The following is a 13,723-nucleotide window of genomic DNA, read 5'->3' as shown; positions in this document are numbered from 1 at the left end:
GGGGATTTTTTTATGATCCGGACCATGGTTTATCACAGGAAAAAAATCTGGGTGGTTTTTATAGTCTGTGCGGCGCTTCTTCTGGGACTTGTGGGGAGACTTCTGTACCTTATGGGAGCACAGTCTGAATATTATTCAAAAAAAGCAGACGACCTTCATGAGCGGGAACGTGACATCAAAGCTGCCAGGGGAAAAATTCTGGATATCAATGGAAATATTCTGGCAGATAACCGGACAGTCTGTACCGTATCGGTGATACACAGCCAGATGAAAGATCCGGAAAAAGTAATTCAGGTACTTGCCAGAGAACTGACCATGGATGAAGAAATCATCAGGAAAAAAGTAGAAAAAGTTTCTTCTATTGAAAGAATTCGAACAAATGTGGAAAAAGCAACCGGGGATGCGATCCGTGAGTATGCACTCGCGGGAGTGAAAGTGGATGAAGATTACAAAAGATATTATCCCTGTGGTTCCCTTGCCTCCAAAGTGCTGGGATTTACAGGGGGTGACAACCAGGGAATCATTGGCCTTGAGGTGAAATATGATGAGATCCTGAAAGGTGAGCCCGGAAAAATTCTCACAGTTACCGATGCACGTGGAGTGGAGATTGACGGGACAGGAGAACGGCGGAAGGAACCGGTGGCGGGAAATACACTGCGAACCAGTCTGGATGTTAACATTCAGAAATACGCACAGCAGGCGGCTCTGAAAGTGATGGAGGAAAAACAGGCAGAGAGGGTGTCCATTCTTCTCATGAATCCTCAGAATGGAGAAATCTATGCCTGTGTCAATGTTCCGGAATTTGACCTGAACGATCCGTTTACGCTAAACACAGAAGAGACAGAAGGAACGTCTTCAGATGGAAAAAAGAAGCAGGATCTTCTGAACCAGATGTGGAGAAATCCCTGTCTGAACGATACTTATGAACCAGGTTCGACTTTTAAGATTATCACCATGGCAGCGGGACTGGAAGAAGGAGCTGTGTCAACGGAAGATCGTTTTTTCTGCCCGGGGTATAAAGTGGTGGAGGACCGGAGAATCCACTGTGCAAAGAGAACCGGACATGGGGCACAGAACTTTGTGGAGGGCGCACAGAATTCCTGCAACCCGGTGTTTATTGAAGTGGGGCTGCGGCTGGGAGTAGATAATTATTATAAATACTTCAAACAGTTCGGACTTTTGAAAAAAACAGGAATTGATCTTCCGGGAGAAGCCGGAACGATCATGCATAATCCGAAAAATATGGGAGAGGTGGAACTTGCCACGGTATCCTTTGGCCAGTCGTTTCAGATTACGCCGATCCAGCTGGCAACAACGGTCAGTGCGATCATCAACGGCGGAAACCGGATCACGCCCCATTTTGGAATCAGTGTGGAAAGTGTGGATGGAACAGAAGTGCAGACACTGGAATATCCGGTGGAAACCGGGATCGTGTCCGGAGAAACTTCACAGACGGTACGGACAATTCTGGAAACAGTAGTTTCGGAAGGCTCCGGGAAAAATGCAGGGATCGAGGGTTTTTCCATCGGGGGAAAAACAGCTACTTCCCAGACCCTGCCAAGGGGTTCCGGCCGATATATTTCTTCATTCCTGGGTTTTGCACCGGCAGAAGACCCAAAAGTCCTGGCTCTTTGTATTATCCATAATCCTAAAGGTATGTATTATGGAGGGATCATTGCCGCGCCGGTAGTACGGAGCATCTTTGAAAATGTGCTGCCCTATCTTGGAATTGAAAAGACCGTCACGGAAACTCCATCCGGGGAAAACCAGGCAGATGGGGTTGATTAATGAAAGGAAAAGCCTTATACTGTTGAAGAAGTATAAAAAAACGAAAGAATTAGAGGTGTGAGGATGGAGTTTCATGTTGTGATCCCTGTGCTGATTTCATTTGCGATCAGCCTTGTATTAGGACCGATTGTTATCCCTTTTTTAAGAAGACTTAAAATGGGACAGACAGAGAGAGAGCTGGGCGTGCAGTCCCACCTGAAAAAGAACGGTACCCCCACCATGGGCGGAGTGATCTTTCTCATTGCGACAACTGTAACATCACTGTTTTATATCAGAGATTATCCGATGATCATCCCGGTACTTTTCCTGACCCTAGGATTTGGACTGATCGGATTTCTGGATGATTATCTGAAAGTAGTCCTGAAACGTTCAGACGGACTTCTGCCATGGCAGAAAATGGCACTGCAGATTGTTGTGACAGCTGTATTTGCTTTTTATCTTGTAAATTATTCCAACGTATCCCTGACTATGAAGATCCCGTTCTGGAGTGGACATTATCTGAATCTGGGATGGTTTGCGGTTCCGGTACTGTTTTTTGCAGTTATTGGTACAGTAAACGGAGTAAACTTTACCGACGGACTTGACGGACTGGCATCCAGTGTTACCCTGATCGTTGCAGTATTCTTTACCGTTGTTTCCCTTGGAATGAACAGCGGCGTGGAGCCGATCACCTGTGCAGTTGTGGGCAGCCTTATGGGCTTCCTTCTGTTTAATGTATATCCGGCCAAGGTATTTATGGGAGATACCGGTTCTCTGGCACTGGGCGGTTTTGTGGCTGGTGTGGCTTATGCCATGCAGATGCCGCTGTTTATCATCCTGGTGGGACTGATCTATCTTATTGAGGTACTGTCCGTTATGATCCAGGTATCCTATTTCAAGGCAACACACGGAAAAAGAATTTTCAAGATGGCGCCTATCCACCATCATTTTGAGCTTTGCGGGTGGTCCGAGACACGGGTCGTTGCAGTGTTCTCTGTTGTAACTGCCATTATGTGCCTGATCGCTCTCCTGGCATTATAAGGAGGAACAGAAAAATGGATTTAAAAGGAAAAAAAGTTCTCGTTTTCGGAGCTGGAAAAAGTGGCATTGGTGCCGCTGACCTGCTTGGAAGTGTAGGAGCACAGCCGATAATCTATGACGGAAATGAAAACCTTGATAAAGAAGCGGTTTTACATAAAACAAACGGAACATACACCCCGGAGATCTGGGCCGGTGCTTTTCCGGAAGGAGAGATGGAAAGTCTTGATCTCGTAGTGTTAAGCCCGGGAGTACCAACAGATCTTCCACTGGTAAAGAGCTTCTACGAAAAAGGCCTTCCGGTATGGAGTGAGGTAGAACTTGCCTACCGTACAGGAAAAGGTGAGGTTCTTGCAATTACAGGAACCAACGGCAAGACAACAACAACAGCTCTCCTTGGAAAGATTATGGGAGATGCCCGTGAATCTGTATTTGTTGTAGGAAATATCGGAACTGCATATACATCAAAATCACTAGAGATGCGTGAGGATTCTGTAACCGTTGCGGAGATCAGCAGCTTCCAGCTGGAGACTATCGAGCAGTTCCGCCCGAAGGTCAGTGCGATCCTCAACATTACAGAAGATCATCTAAACCGTCATCATACCATGGAAGAATACATCCGTGTAAAAGAGCTGATTACCAAGAATCAGGGACCAGAAGATGTATGTGTCCTGAATTATGAGGATGAAGTCCTCCGTAAATTCGGTGAGAACATCGTTCCGAAGGTGGTATATTTTTCAAGCCTTCGTAAACTGGATCAGGGTATCTATCTGGACGGAGATCAGATCATTCTGAAAACAGAAAAAGAAGAGATCCCGATCGTAAAGACAGGAGAACTTAAGATCCTTGGCCGTCATAATCACGAGAATGTAATGGCTGCAGCAGCCATGGCATATTATGCGGGAGTTTCTGTGGAGAGCATCCACAAGAGTGTTTGCGAGTTTGTGGCAGTTCCTCACAGAATCGAGTATGTGACAGAGAAGAACGGCGTTGCCTATTACAACGATTCCAAGGGAACCAACCCGGATGCAGCCATCAAGGGAATTCAGGCTATGAACCGTCCGACTCTTCTCATCGGCGGCGGCTATGACAAGGAATCCAGCTACGATGAGTGGATAGAATCCTTCGACGGAAAAGTCCGTTATCTTGTTCTCATCGGCCAGACGAAAGAAAAGATCAAAGCAGCAGCAGAACGTCTTGGATTTACAGACATCATTCTCTGTGAGGATCTGAAAGAAGCTGTTCAGGTCTGCGCGGAAAAAGCAAATCCTGGAGATGCGGTTCTTCTTTCACCGGCATGTGCAAGCTGGGGACAGTTTGACAACTATGAGCAACGCGGCGACATGTTCAAGGAATATGTGAAAGCACTGTAATAATCCGAAAAATACATACATAAGCTGAAATAAAGACCACTGTGGAGGCCACAGCATGAAGGCAGAACAGAAACAGACCGGAAAGACTGATACCGTTCTCTGGGTTCTGGTTCTGATCCTTGTCATGTTTGGCCTGGGGGCGCTTTTTTCGGCAAGCGAATATAATGGCAGAGTGCGTTTTCACGACTCTGCCTATTATTTTAAGAAGCAGCTCTTTGCCACGGCACTGGGGCTGCTTGTTATGTATCTGGCATCAAGGGTGGATTATCGCATTCCTGTGAAGCTGGCACCGGGAGCATATATTCTTTCACTTTTTCTCTCAACGGCAGTGCTGCTTTTCGGACAGGAAATTAACGGATCGAAGCGGTGGCTGAATCTCGGGCCGCTATCATTTCAGCCCTCGGAATTTTCCAAGGTTGCGGTAATCCTTTTTCTTGTGTGGCAGATCAGCCGGACAAAAAGCAAGACAACCGGATTCTGGTTTATGTGCAGGACCATGATGACGTTGCTTCCGGTAGTTGGTCTGGTAGGTTCCAACAACTTAAGTACAGCGGTGATCATTCTCGGGATTGGTGTGCTGCTGATCTTTGTGGCCAATCCCAGATACCTGCAGTTTCTGGCTCTGGGGAGTGCGGGAATCGGATTTATTGCAGTTTTTCTTGCTGCGGAGAGTTACCGTCTGGAGCGTCTGGCAATCTGGCGGGATCCGGAAAAATATGAAAAAGGCTTTCAGACCATACAGGGTCTGTATGCCATAGGAAGCGGAGGGATTTTTGGCAAAGGTTTCGGAAACAGCCTTCAGAAGCTGGGATTTGTGCCGGAAGCCCAGAATGATATGATTTTTTCCATTGTGTGTGAGGAGACCGGGATCCTGGGAGCGTTTCTGGTATTGTTTCTGTTTGGGCTTCTGATCTGGAGGCTTTGTGTTCTGGCACTGAACTGCCGGGATATTCAGGGGACACTTCTTTGTGCCGGGATCATGGCACATATGGCGATCCAGGTAGTTTTGAATGTTGCGGTTGTGACGAACACGATCCCCAATACCGGGATTACGCTGCCTTTTGTAAGTTATGGCGGAACTTCCGTTGTTTTTCTTCTGGGGGAAATGGGGCTGGCGTTAAGTGTCAGCAGTCACAGACAGGGAAGAATCACATAGAATAAAAAGTAAGAGGCCCTTTTAGGAGTGGAAGACTTGAATGAGATCGATGAGATCGTCGTAACCGGAGGCAGGCCGCTGCATGGGACTGTGCGAATCCAGGGGTCAAAAAATATAGCACTTCCGGTTATGGCAGCGGCCCTTTTAAGCTCCGGGACCAGTGTGTTGCGGGAATGTCCGAAGATCACAGATGTATTTCTGATGGAAAAAATCCTCCGGGAGCTGGGGGCGAGAACCTGGTGGGAGGGTCATGACCTTTATCTGGACTGCAGCCATGCGGACGGTACCGTGATACCGGAACATTTTTCCGGAAAAATGCGTTCTTCCGTGATTCTGATGGGGGCAATGCTTGGACGGAACGGGAAAGCACAGACCGGTTATCCGGGCGGATGTGTCATTGGCAAACGCCCGGTGGATCTTCATATACAGGTTTTACAGAAACTTGGTGCCAGAATCGTGGAAAACGGAAGTGAAATTCAGGCAGCCTGTGGAAAACTGAAAGGAGCGGAAATAATTTTTCCCAAAAGCAGTGTGGGAGCTACGGAACAGGGAATTCTGGCAGCTGTCTTGGCAGAAGGAAAAACCGTTCTTTCGGGATGTGCCCGCGAACCGGAAATTAACTGGCTGTGCCAGTATCTGACCGGGATGGGCGCAAGGATTGAAATCCTGAAAAATGGAAGGATCTGTATTGAAGGCGTAAAGAAACTGCACCCCGGAAATATGACGATTCCCCCGGACCGCATCGTTGCCGGAACTTATCTTATGGCAGCGGCAGCGACCAGAGGAGAGATTATTCTGGAAAATCCGCCGCTTGATGAAATGGATGCAATCCTGGAAGTATATCGGAAAATGGGTGGACAATGCCACCAGGTAGGTGGTAAACTAATAGTCAACGGAAAAAATGCAGGTTTTCCCCTTGAACTTCTGGAGACAGATGTTTACCCAGGATTTCCTACAGATCTGCAGTCCCCGGCGATGGCTGTGCTGGCCACGATCCCGGGAGTGAGCAGGATCCGCGAGAAGATTTTTGAGGATAGATATAAACTGGCGTCATGGCTCTGTTATATGGGAGCGAAGATTGAGATCCGGGATGGAATTGCTGTGATACACGGTGGTTATCCGCTTAAGGGATGCACTGTGGAAGCAGAGGAACTCCGCGGAGGTGCAGCACTTGTAATCACGGCACTTGCGGCAGAAGGTGTTACCAGGATCAGAGGCTGCTCCTTTATTGAAAGAGGTTATGAACATATCTGTGAAGATTTGACTGCGCTTGGCGGTCTGCTGATAAAGGACAGAGGAACTTTATGAAAAAATCCAAAAAAAATTCGCTGGCAGCAGCCGGAATGATTCTGGTTCTGCTGCTGGCAGGCGTTATTTTCTTTTTTACTTATTATCAGGTTGATGAAGTACAGGTGATGGGAAGCAGCCATTATTCTGAGAAACAGATCAAGAAGATGGTCCTTCGGGGGCCGCTGGCATCCAATTCTGTTCTGGCACCCCTTCTTTACACCAAACAGAATACAAAAGATGTTCCTTTTGTGGATGGTTATACAGTGACCAGACTTAACCGTCACACCATTTGTGTCAGTGTGAAGGAGAAGGATATTGTCGGCTGTATTCCTTATCTGGACAGTTACATTTACTTTGACAGAAATGGAGTTTTTGTGGAAGGTTCCACAGAACGCAATGAGAAGATTCCTTTTTTTGACGGAATTAAAGTAAAAAAAGTAATTCTCAATGAGAAGCTTCCTATTAAGGATGAGACTGTGATGAACACAGCGGTGGCTCTGTCTACTATTTTTTCAAAAAATGACAAGGTTCCGGATCATATTGAATTCGGAGATGACGGACAGATCAGCCTGGTTTATGGAGATATTACCGTCAAGCTTGGCAAGGACGAGTATCTGGAAGATAAAATGACCAGGGTACTTGCCATTCTTCCACTGATTTCCGGAAAAAAAGGAATTCTCCACGCGGAAAATGTAAATGATAATTCCAAGACCATAACACTGGAGCAGGAACAGGATGAGAATCAGAATTCCGAAGAAACCTGGACAGGCGGTTATGATGAGGAAGGAAATTATACAGGCGAGGGCGAATACGACGAAAATGGTAATTATGTAGGGCCGAAACCGCAGACAGATCTGGAGTATGCACAGGCAAACTGGGTAGGCGGATATGATGAAGAAGGTGACTATACAGGAAGCGGTGAATACGACGCCAACATGAATTATGTGGGAGAGGCACCGACAGAAGAAAGTATGGCGGTTAATGGAAACTGGAAGGGCGGATACCGGGAAGACGGAGGTTATGACGGAGTCAGTGAGTATGACCGTGACGGTAACTATGTAGGTACACTGGAGGATTATCTTGCTTCGGAAGAAAGCGCCGGAGACGGAACAGATTCTGGCAGTACAGATACTCGGAGTACGGATTCGGAAGGTACCGGAAATGGAGAGGATACTTCTGATAACAGCTCAGACGGCACCGATGAAGAAGCTGATGCAGGGGCAGATTACAGCGGTGATTACAGTAATGAGTCGGATAATTATGACGAAAATCAGTACAGTGATTATAGCGATGAAGCCAATTACGAGTAGAGATAAAAAAAACTTTCTTAATATAATACCAGTATTTGGTCATTTTGCCAGAGATTGTTTTGCAAATGTTTCGGTTAATAGAAACAGTGCCGAAATTTAGTGAAAAAAGTATAAAAAAACAAAATTAATGGTTGATTAATTACCGAAAAAAATATATGATATAACTATGTGTATATGTAGCTTGGAATAGATTATTACACTGAATCGGATATCAGGTAGAAATAAAGGAGGAAGTACATTGTTAGAGATAATGACGAATGAGGCTGAGTCTTCTGCGAAAATTATTGTAATTGGAGTAGGCGGCGCAGGTAATAATGCGGTAAACAGAATGGTGGAAGAGGCCATTGGCGGAGTTGAGTTTGTAGGTGTTAATACCGATAAACAGGCTCTGACACTGTGTAAAGCTCCGACTGTACTTCAGATTGGTGAGAAAATTACGAAAGGTCTCGGCGCCGGTGCACAGCCGGAGGTTGGACAGAAGGCAGCTGAGGAGAGCATTGAGGAAGTTAAGAAGATCATCGAGGGAGCGGACATGGTTTTCGTTACCTGTGGTATGGGAGGCGGAACCGGAACCGGAGCTGCTCCTGTGATCGCCGGTGCGGCAAAAGAGATGGGTATCCTGACTGTCGGTGTTGTTACCAAGCCTTTCCGTTTTGAAGCAAAGACCCGTATGAACAATGCACTTGCGGGAATCGAGAATCTGAAGAAAGCAGTTGACACATTGATTGTCATCCCAAATGACAAATTACTTGAAATCGTTGACAGAAGAACAACCATGCCGGAAGCACTGCGTAAGGCTGATGAGGTTCTTCAGCAGGCAGTACAGGGTATTACAGACCTGATCAATCTGCCGGCTCTGATCAACCTTGACTTTGCAGATGTGCAGACAGTCATGACAGACAAGGGAATCGCTCATATCGGTATCGGTGAGGCAAGAGGTGATGACAAGGCTATGGAGGCTGTACAGCAGGCGGTATCTTCTCCGCTTCTTGAGACAACCATCAAGGGCGCTACTCATGTGATCATCAACATTTCCGGAGATATTTCTCTTATGGATGCCAACGATGCTGCAAGCTATGTACAGGAGCTTACAGGTGAGGATGCAAACATCATCTTTGGTGCTATGTATGATGATTCTGTTGCAGATTATGCGAGAATTACAGTTATTGCTACAGGTCTTACAGACAATAACCTTCAGAATACACCATTTGGAAACAGAGCTTCCAATTCTGTATTCGGAAACACCAAAAAGGCAAGTCAGCCACAGACAAGCAGCATGAACCTTAACATGCCAAGCTTCAGCCTGCCGACTATGAATTCCACACAGTTTGGAACAAAGACTCCGACAAGCACTGTTCAGAAAAAGGACATCCAGATTCCAGATTTTCTTAAGAACAGATAATAAATGAACATAATAAAATCCGGCAGAGGATCCATCTGGAACCCTGCCGGATTTTTTTGCTTTCAGTTCAGAATATCAGCATTTACAGCTGAAAGTATCACATTTTGTATCACAGCAGCGATGTGCATTATCACCGGATACATTGATGGAAGCTGCGGTACATTTGCAGTGCTCATTGTAGGTACAGTTGTGTGCTTTGCAGTCGATGTTAATGGTTTCACATCCACAACCGGAATCAGCAGCATTTGTTGCAGAACCTTCTTTCTGATCGCGGAAACTTTCACAGGCGGTATCATCTGCATAACGTGCATCTGCGCCTTCCACATTAATGGCACCTTTGGAACAGAGAGAATCTTTGTTATAGTAGCAGTTGTGTGCGGAACATTTAAGGATTGTCATAAAAGTGTCCTCCTGATAAATATGATTTTACCGGAAACCGTCAGCTGTCGGACTTTGAACATCTGATCAATGGTCCATGTTACAGTCTGTCTTATCGGATTCCGATGTTGGATAGTATGCCCGGAAAAAGAAAAACTCATACGCACAAATAAATACATAATAATATAAAAAAACAGTTGACAAACAGAAGATACCATGGTATTCTCTTAAAGTACGTAGCGAAAAGAAAGCAGAGTTCACTCTCACCTCAGCGCTGAAGATAAGCGACTCAGGTCAATATTGCACAGTACTGCGAACGGAGAGACTATCAGTCCGCAGGTGTAATTTTGAAGTGTGGACATCTGTCTGCGCTTTTTTTGTGCAGGAAGAAATCCCGGCACAGTATTGAGAAAGAAAAAATTAATTCTATCATGTTCATGGAGGTGTACAACAATTAGCGGTTTAATGATTAACGAACAGATCAGAGACAGAGAGGTACGCTTAATTGGTCCGGACGGAGCTCAGCTTGGAATCGTGTCCGCCAGAGAAGCGATGGCGAAAGCACAGGAGGCAGGACTTGACCTTGTAAAGATTGCCCCACAGGCGAAGCCGCCAGTATGTAAGATCATTGATTACGGTAAATACCGTTACGAACTTGCAAGAAAAGAAAAAGAGGCCAGAAAAAAGCAGAAAACCATCGATGTCAAAGAAGTGCGTCTTTCCCCGAACATTGATACGAATGATTTAAAGACGAAGGTAAATGCAGCAAGAAAGTTCCTTAGCAAGGGCGACAGAGTTAAGGTTACACTTCGTTTCCGCGGAAGAGAGATGGCACATATGTCCAGCAGCAAACATGTGCTTGACGACTTCGCAGATCTTCTGTCCGATATAGCGACTGTAGAGAAGGCTCCGAAGGTAGAAGGCAGAAGCATGACCATGTTTCTGACTGAGAAACGGTAGATATCTCAGTCTTCACGGCAACAGCCGGGCAGAACGGGATGTTATATAAAATTTAGAAGTACCAAATCAAGGAGGAATTCATAATGCCAAAAATTAAAACTTGCAGAGCAGCAGCAAAGCGCTTTAAAAAAACAGGTACAGGAAAATTAGTAAGAAATAAAGCCTACAAGAGCCATATCCTTACAAAGAAATCTCAGAAGAGAAAGAGAAATCTGAGAAAATCTACTGTTGTTGATTCTACTAACGTAAAGAGCATGAAGAAAGCATTACCATATTTATAAGATAGAGAAGACGAGCAGGAGGAGAATTAAGAAATGGCAAGAATTAAAGGCGGATTAAACGCAAAGAAAAGACATAACCGTACATTAAAACTGGCAAAAGGCTACAGAGGAGCCCGTTCCAAACAGTATAGAGTAGCAAAACAGTCTGTAATGAGAGCACTTACAAGCTCCTATGCAGGAAGAAAACAGAAGAAACGTCAGTTCAGACAGCTCTGGATCGCACGTATCAATGCAGCTGCAAGAATGAACGGACTTTCCTACAGCAAAATGATGCACGGCCTTAAAGTTGCAAACATCGACATCAACAGAAAGATGCTTGCAGAGATGGCAGTTAACGATGCAGCAGGCTTCACAGCACTTGCTGAGATCGCTAAGAAAGCAATCGCATAAGTAAAGTATTAAGAGACGAAGAAGTCCAGGGAGTTTTCCCTGGATTTTTTTGTGCGAAAAAATTCAGACAATTTGCCGAAAAACAACACAAGCTGTACAGCGGACAAGTGTCCGCGTTGTGCAATCAGACGAAAAACAGCAGATAACAAAATTTGTCCTTGAAATAAAAAATATGCGATGCTATAATTTTACCATTAAACATTAGTAACGCGACAAAGCGCAGGAGGAGAGATTATTATGAAGAATTGGAAGAAAGTAATCGGCGTTGCATCAGCAGCAGCTATGACAGCAGCTATGATGATGCCTACATCAGTTTTTGCAGCAGATGAGACATTTAAGATCGGTGTGATCGGACCGATGACAGGTGATTACGCACAGTACGGTACCAACGTATACAACGCAGCCAAGATCGCAGCTGATGAGATCAACGAGAACGGCGGATTCAACGGATATAAAGTTGAAATCCTTGACGCAGGTGATGACCAGGGAGATCCGGAGAAGGCTGTTAACGCATACAATGACCTGATCGATAAAGGAATGCAGATGCTCTGTGGAACTGTAACATCCGGTTCCTGTATCGCAGTAGGAGCTGAGGCAGCTGAGGATACATTCCTCTTCACACCATCCGCAACAGCACTTGACTGTATCACAGCAGGAACAAACGAGTTCCGTATGTGCTTCACAGACCCGGCACAGGGAACCAAATCTGCTCAGTACATTTCCGAGCACAAACTTGCAACGAAAGTAGCAGTACTTTATGATTCCGCTGCTGACTACAACTCCGGTGTACATGACGCATTCGTTGCAGCAGCTGCTGATGACGGACTTGAAGTAGTTGCAGATGAGGCTTACACAACAGACAGCAACACAGACTACTCTGTACAGCTTGCAAAGATCAAGAAGAGCGGCGCTGAGCTTCTTTTCCTTCCGAACTACTATTCCGACAATGCGTTGATCCTTCAGCAGGCATCTGAGGCAGGAATGGATATTAAATTCTTCGGTGTAGACGGTATGGATGGTATCCTTAATGTAGAGAACTTCGATAAATCCCTTGCAGAGGGTGTTATGCTTCTGACACCATTCTCCGCAACAGCTACAGATGAGAAGAGCCAGAACTTCGTAAAAGCATACGGCGATGCTCACAACGGTGAGATCCCGAACCAGTTTGCGGCAGATACATATGATGTACTTTACGCAATGCAGCTTGCAGCTGACGATGCAAAGATCACACCAGATATGGAAAATGCAGACATCAGTGCAGCAATGAGCGCATCCATGGCAAACATCGAGCTTGACGGACTTACCGGAAAAGCAAAATGGACCGAGGATGGCGAGTGTGATAAAGAGCCGAAAGCATTCGAGATCAAAGACGGTGCTTATGTAGAGATGAAATAAGTAATTTCTGTTAACGTTAGGGGTCAGGGGACGGTCACCTTTAGTGGGAACCGTCCCCTTTTTCCCTTATCAATAAACAATTAAAAGAGGTGCGTTATGAGTTTTATATCTTATTTAAAAGACGGCATCAGTCTTGGCAGTATCTATGCGATCATCGCACTTGGATATACCATGGTTTATGGTATTGCTAAGATGCTGAACTTCGCACACGGAGATGTTATCATGGTAGGAGCCTATATCATCCTTACCTGTATCACAAGAGGCGGTATGTCACCGATCCTTGCTGTGATCCTTTCCGTTGTGATCTGTACACTGCTTGGTGTTGTCATTGAGAAGGTAGCTTACAGTCCACTTAGAAAAGCTTCCTCCAACCTGGCCGTTCTGATCACGGCTATCGGTGTCAGTTATCTGCTTCAGAACCTGGCACTTCTGATCTTTGGCGCAGATGCCAAGAGTTTCGTAGCTGTTGTCAAAGTTCCGTCCATCACACTGTTCGACGGCGAGCTTACCATCAAGGGAATCACCATCGTAACCATCCTTGCATGTATCATTATCATGGTAGGACTTTCCCTCTTTGTAAAAAAGACCAAACCTGGCCGTGCCATGCAGGCGGTTTCCGAAGACAGAGATGCGGCACAGCTGATGGGAGTTAACGTCAATGCGACAATTTCCCTCACATTTGCCATCGGTTCCGGACTTGCAGCCATCGCAGGTCTTCTGCTCTGCCAGACTTATCCGACACTGACTCCGTACACAGGAGCCATGCCTGGTATCAAAGCTTTCGTAGCTGCCGTATTCGGTGGAATCGGTTCTATTCCGGGAGCCATGGTAGGTGGTATCCTTCTGGGAATCATCGAGATTTTCGGAAAAGCTTATATTTCTTCCCAGGTTGCAGATGCGATCGTATTTGCAGTCCTGATCGTCGTGCTTCTTGTAAAACCGACCGGATTGTTTGGCAAGAACATCCAGGAGAAAGTGTAAGG

13 protein-coding genes are annotated in these 13,723 nt (G+C 45.8%); 12 read left to right on the top strand and 1 reads right to left on the bottom strand.

From position 1 onward, the window contains the following. Positions 1–12 precede the first annotated feature (12 nt). From GPK88_RS03990 to ftsZ, 7 genes are all read left to right on the top strand, one after another. A complete protein-coding gene (locus tag GPK88_RS03990) occupies positions 13–1,788 on the top strand; it encodes a peptidoglycan D,D-transpeptidase FtsI family protein (protein WP_215707546.1) in 1,776 nt (591 codons plus the stop codon). Positions 1,789–1,851: 63 nt separating this feature from the next. Next, positions 1,852–2,808, top strand: coding sequence for a phospho-N-acetylmuramoyl-pentapeptide-transferase (gene mraY / locus GPK88_RS03985; RefSeq protein ID WP_021977880.1), 957 nt, complete (start codon positions 1,852–1,854; stop codon positions 2,806–2,808). 14 nt (positions 2,809–2,822) lie between these two features. Then, a complete protein-coding gene (gene murD, locus GPK88_RS03980) occupies positions 2,823–4,178 on the top strand; it encodes a UDP-N-acetylmuramoyl-L-alanine--D-glutamate ligase (RefSeq protein ID WP_148448544.1) in 1,356 nt (451 codons plus the stop codon). A 55-nt stretch (positions 4,179–4,233) separates the two neighbouring features. Continuing rightward, entirely contained in the window at positions 4,234–5,334 is a 1,101-nt protein-coding gene (locus GPK88_RS03975) for an FtsW/RodA/SpoVE family cell cycle protein (protein WP_148448546.1), read from the top strand. A gap of 27 nt (positions 5,335–5,361) precedes the next feature. Next, entirely contained in the window at positions 5,362–6,642 is a 1,281-nt protein-coding gene (gene murA, locus GPK88_RS03970; protein WP_330626551.1) for a UDP-N-acetylglucosamine 1-carboxyvinyltransferase, read from the top strand. Next, complete coding sequence (locus tag GPK88_RS03965) at positions 6,639–7,934, top strand: cell division protein FtsQ/DivIB (RefSeq protein WP_215707545.1); 1,296 nt, start codon at positions 6,639–6,641, stop codon at positions 7,932–7,934. The genes murA and GPK88_RS03965 overlap by 4 nt, the downstream gene beginning before the upstream one ends. A gap of 250 nt (positions 7,935–8,184) precedes the next feature. Beyond that, on the top strand, positions 8,185–9,336 hold the full coding sequence (ftsZ, locus tag GPK88_RS03960) for a cell division protein FtsZ (protein ID WP_215707551.1): 1,152 nt from the start codon (positions 8,185–8,187) through the stop codon (positions 9,334–9,336). A gap of 75 nt (positions 9,337–9,411) precedes the next feature. On the opposite strand, the gene GPK88_RS03955 is transcribed toward ftsZ, so the two are convergent. Beyond that, positions 9,412–9,735, bottom strand: coding sequence for a DUF1540 domain-containing protein (locus GPK88_RS03955; protein ID WP_148448548.1), 324 nt, complete (start codon positions 9,733–9,735; stop codon positions 9,412–9,414). Positions 9,736–10,179: 444 nt separating this feature from the next. Between GPK88_RS03955 and infC the strand changes: the two genes are divergently transcribed. The 5 genes from infC (at position 10,180) to GPK88_RS03930 (ending at position 13,721) form a co-directional block, all read left to right on the top strand. Continuing rightward, on the top strand, positions 10,180–10,674 hold the full coding sequence (infC, locus tag GPK88_RS03950; protein WP_021977873.1) for a translation initiation factor IF-3: 495 nt from the start codon (positions 10,180–10,182) through the stop codon (positions 10,672–10,674). Between the two features lie 83 nt (positions 10,675–10,757). Then, a complete protein-coding gene (rpmI, locus tag GPK88_RS03945) occupies positions 10,758–10,955 on the top strand; it encodes a 50S ribosomal protein L35 (protein WP_019162770.1) in 198 nt (65 codons plus the stop codon). Between the two features lie 33 nt (positions 10,956–10,988). Next, entirely contained in the window at positions 10,989–11,345 is a 357-nt protein-coding gene (gene rplT, locus GPK88_RS03940) for a 50S ribosomal protein L20 (protein WP_015526090.1), read from the top strand. Positions 11,346–11,582: 237 nt separating this feature from the next. Then, positions 11,583–12,740, top strand: coding sequence for an ABC transporter substrate-binding protein (locus GPK88_RS03935; RefSeq protein WP_173762437.1), 1,158 nt, complete (start codon positions 11,583–11,585; stop codon positions 12,738–12,740). 96 nt (positions 12,741–12,836) lie between these two features. After that, positions 12,837–13,721 (top strand): branched-chain amino acid ABC transporter permease, encoded by an 885-nt coding sequence (locus tag GPK88_RS03930; protein WP_118063755.1) that lies wholly within the window; start codon positions 12,837–12,839, stop codon positions 13,719–13,721. Positions 13,722–13,723: the final 2 nt, after the last annotated feature.

This window comes from Blautia sp. MCC269, assembly GCF_018785655.1.
Classification (GTDB): Bacteria; Bacillota; Clostridia; order Lachnospirales; family Lachnospiraceae; genus Blautia_A.
Note: the sequence above shows the minus strand (reverse complement) of the source record. Positions and strands in the feature narration are given on the sequence as shown.

Excerpts from the sequence above, each read along its gene's own strand:
- GPK88_RS03935 (WP_173762437.1), top strand. The coding sequence starts at position 11,583 with ATGAAGAATTGGAAGAAAGTAATCGGCGTTGCATCAGCAGCAGCTATG.
- murD (WP_148448544.1), top strand. The coding sequence starts at position 2,823 with ATGGATTTAAAAGGAAAAAAAGTTCTCGTTTTCGGAGCTGGAAAAAGT.
- ftsZ (WP_215707551.1), top strand. The coding sequence starts at position 8,185 with ATGACGAATGAGGCTGAGTCTTCTGCGAAAATTATTGTAATTGGAGTA.
- infC (WP_021977873.1), top strand. The coding sequence starts at position 10,180 with ATGATTAACGAACAGATCAGAGACAGAGAGGTACGCTTAATTGGTCCG.
- GPK88_RS03975 (WP_148448546.1), top strand. The coding sequence starts at position 4,234 with ATGAAGGCAGAACAGAAACAGACCGGAAAGACTGATACCGTTCTCTGG.
- rpmI (WP_019162770.1), top strand. The coding sequence starts at position 10,758 with ATGCCAAAAATTAAAACTTGCAGAGCAGCAGCAAAGCGCTTTAAAAAA.
- GPK88_RS03965 (WP_215707545.1), top strand. The coding sequence starts at position 6,639 with ATGAAAAAATCCAAAAAAAATTCGCTGGCAGCAGCCGGAATGATTCTG.
- GPK88_RS03955 (WP_148448548.1), bottom strand. The coding sequence starts at position 9,735 with ATGACAATCCTTAAATGTTCCGCACACAACTGCTACTATAACAAAGAT.
- GPK88_RS03930 (WP_118063755.1), top strand. The coding sequence starts at position 12,837 with ATGAGTTTTATATCTTATTTAAAAGACGGCATCAGTCTTGGCAGTATC.
- rplT (WP_015526090.1), top strand. The coding sequence starts at position 10,989 with ATGGCAAGAATTAAAGGCGGATTAAACGCAAAGAAAAGACATAACCGT.
- GPK88_RS03990 (WP_215707546.1), top strand. The coding sequence starts at position 13 with ATGATCCGGACCATGGTTTATCACAGGAAAAAAATCTGGGTGGTTTTT.
- mraY (WP_021977880.1), top strand. The coding sequence starts at position 1,852 with ATGGAGTTTCATGTTGTGATCCCTGTGCTGATTTCATTTGCGATCAGC.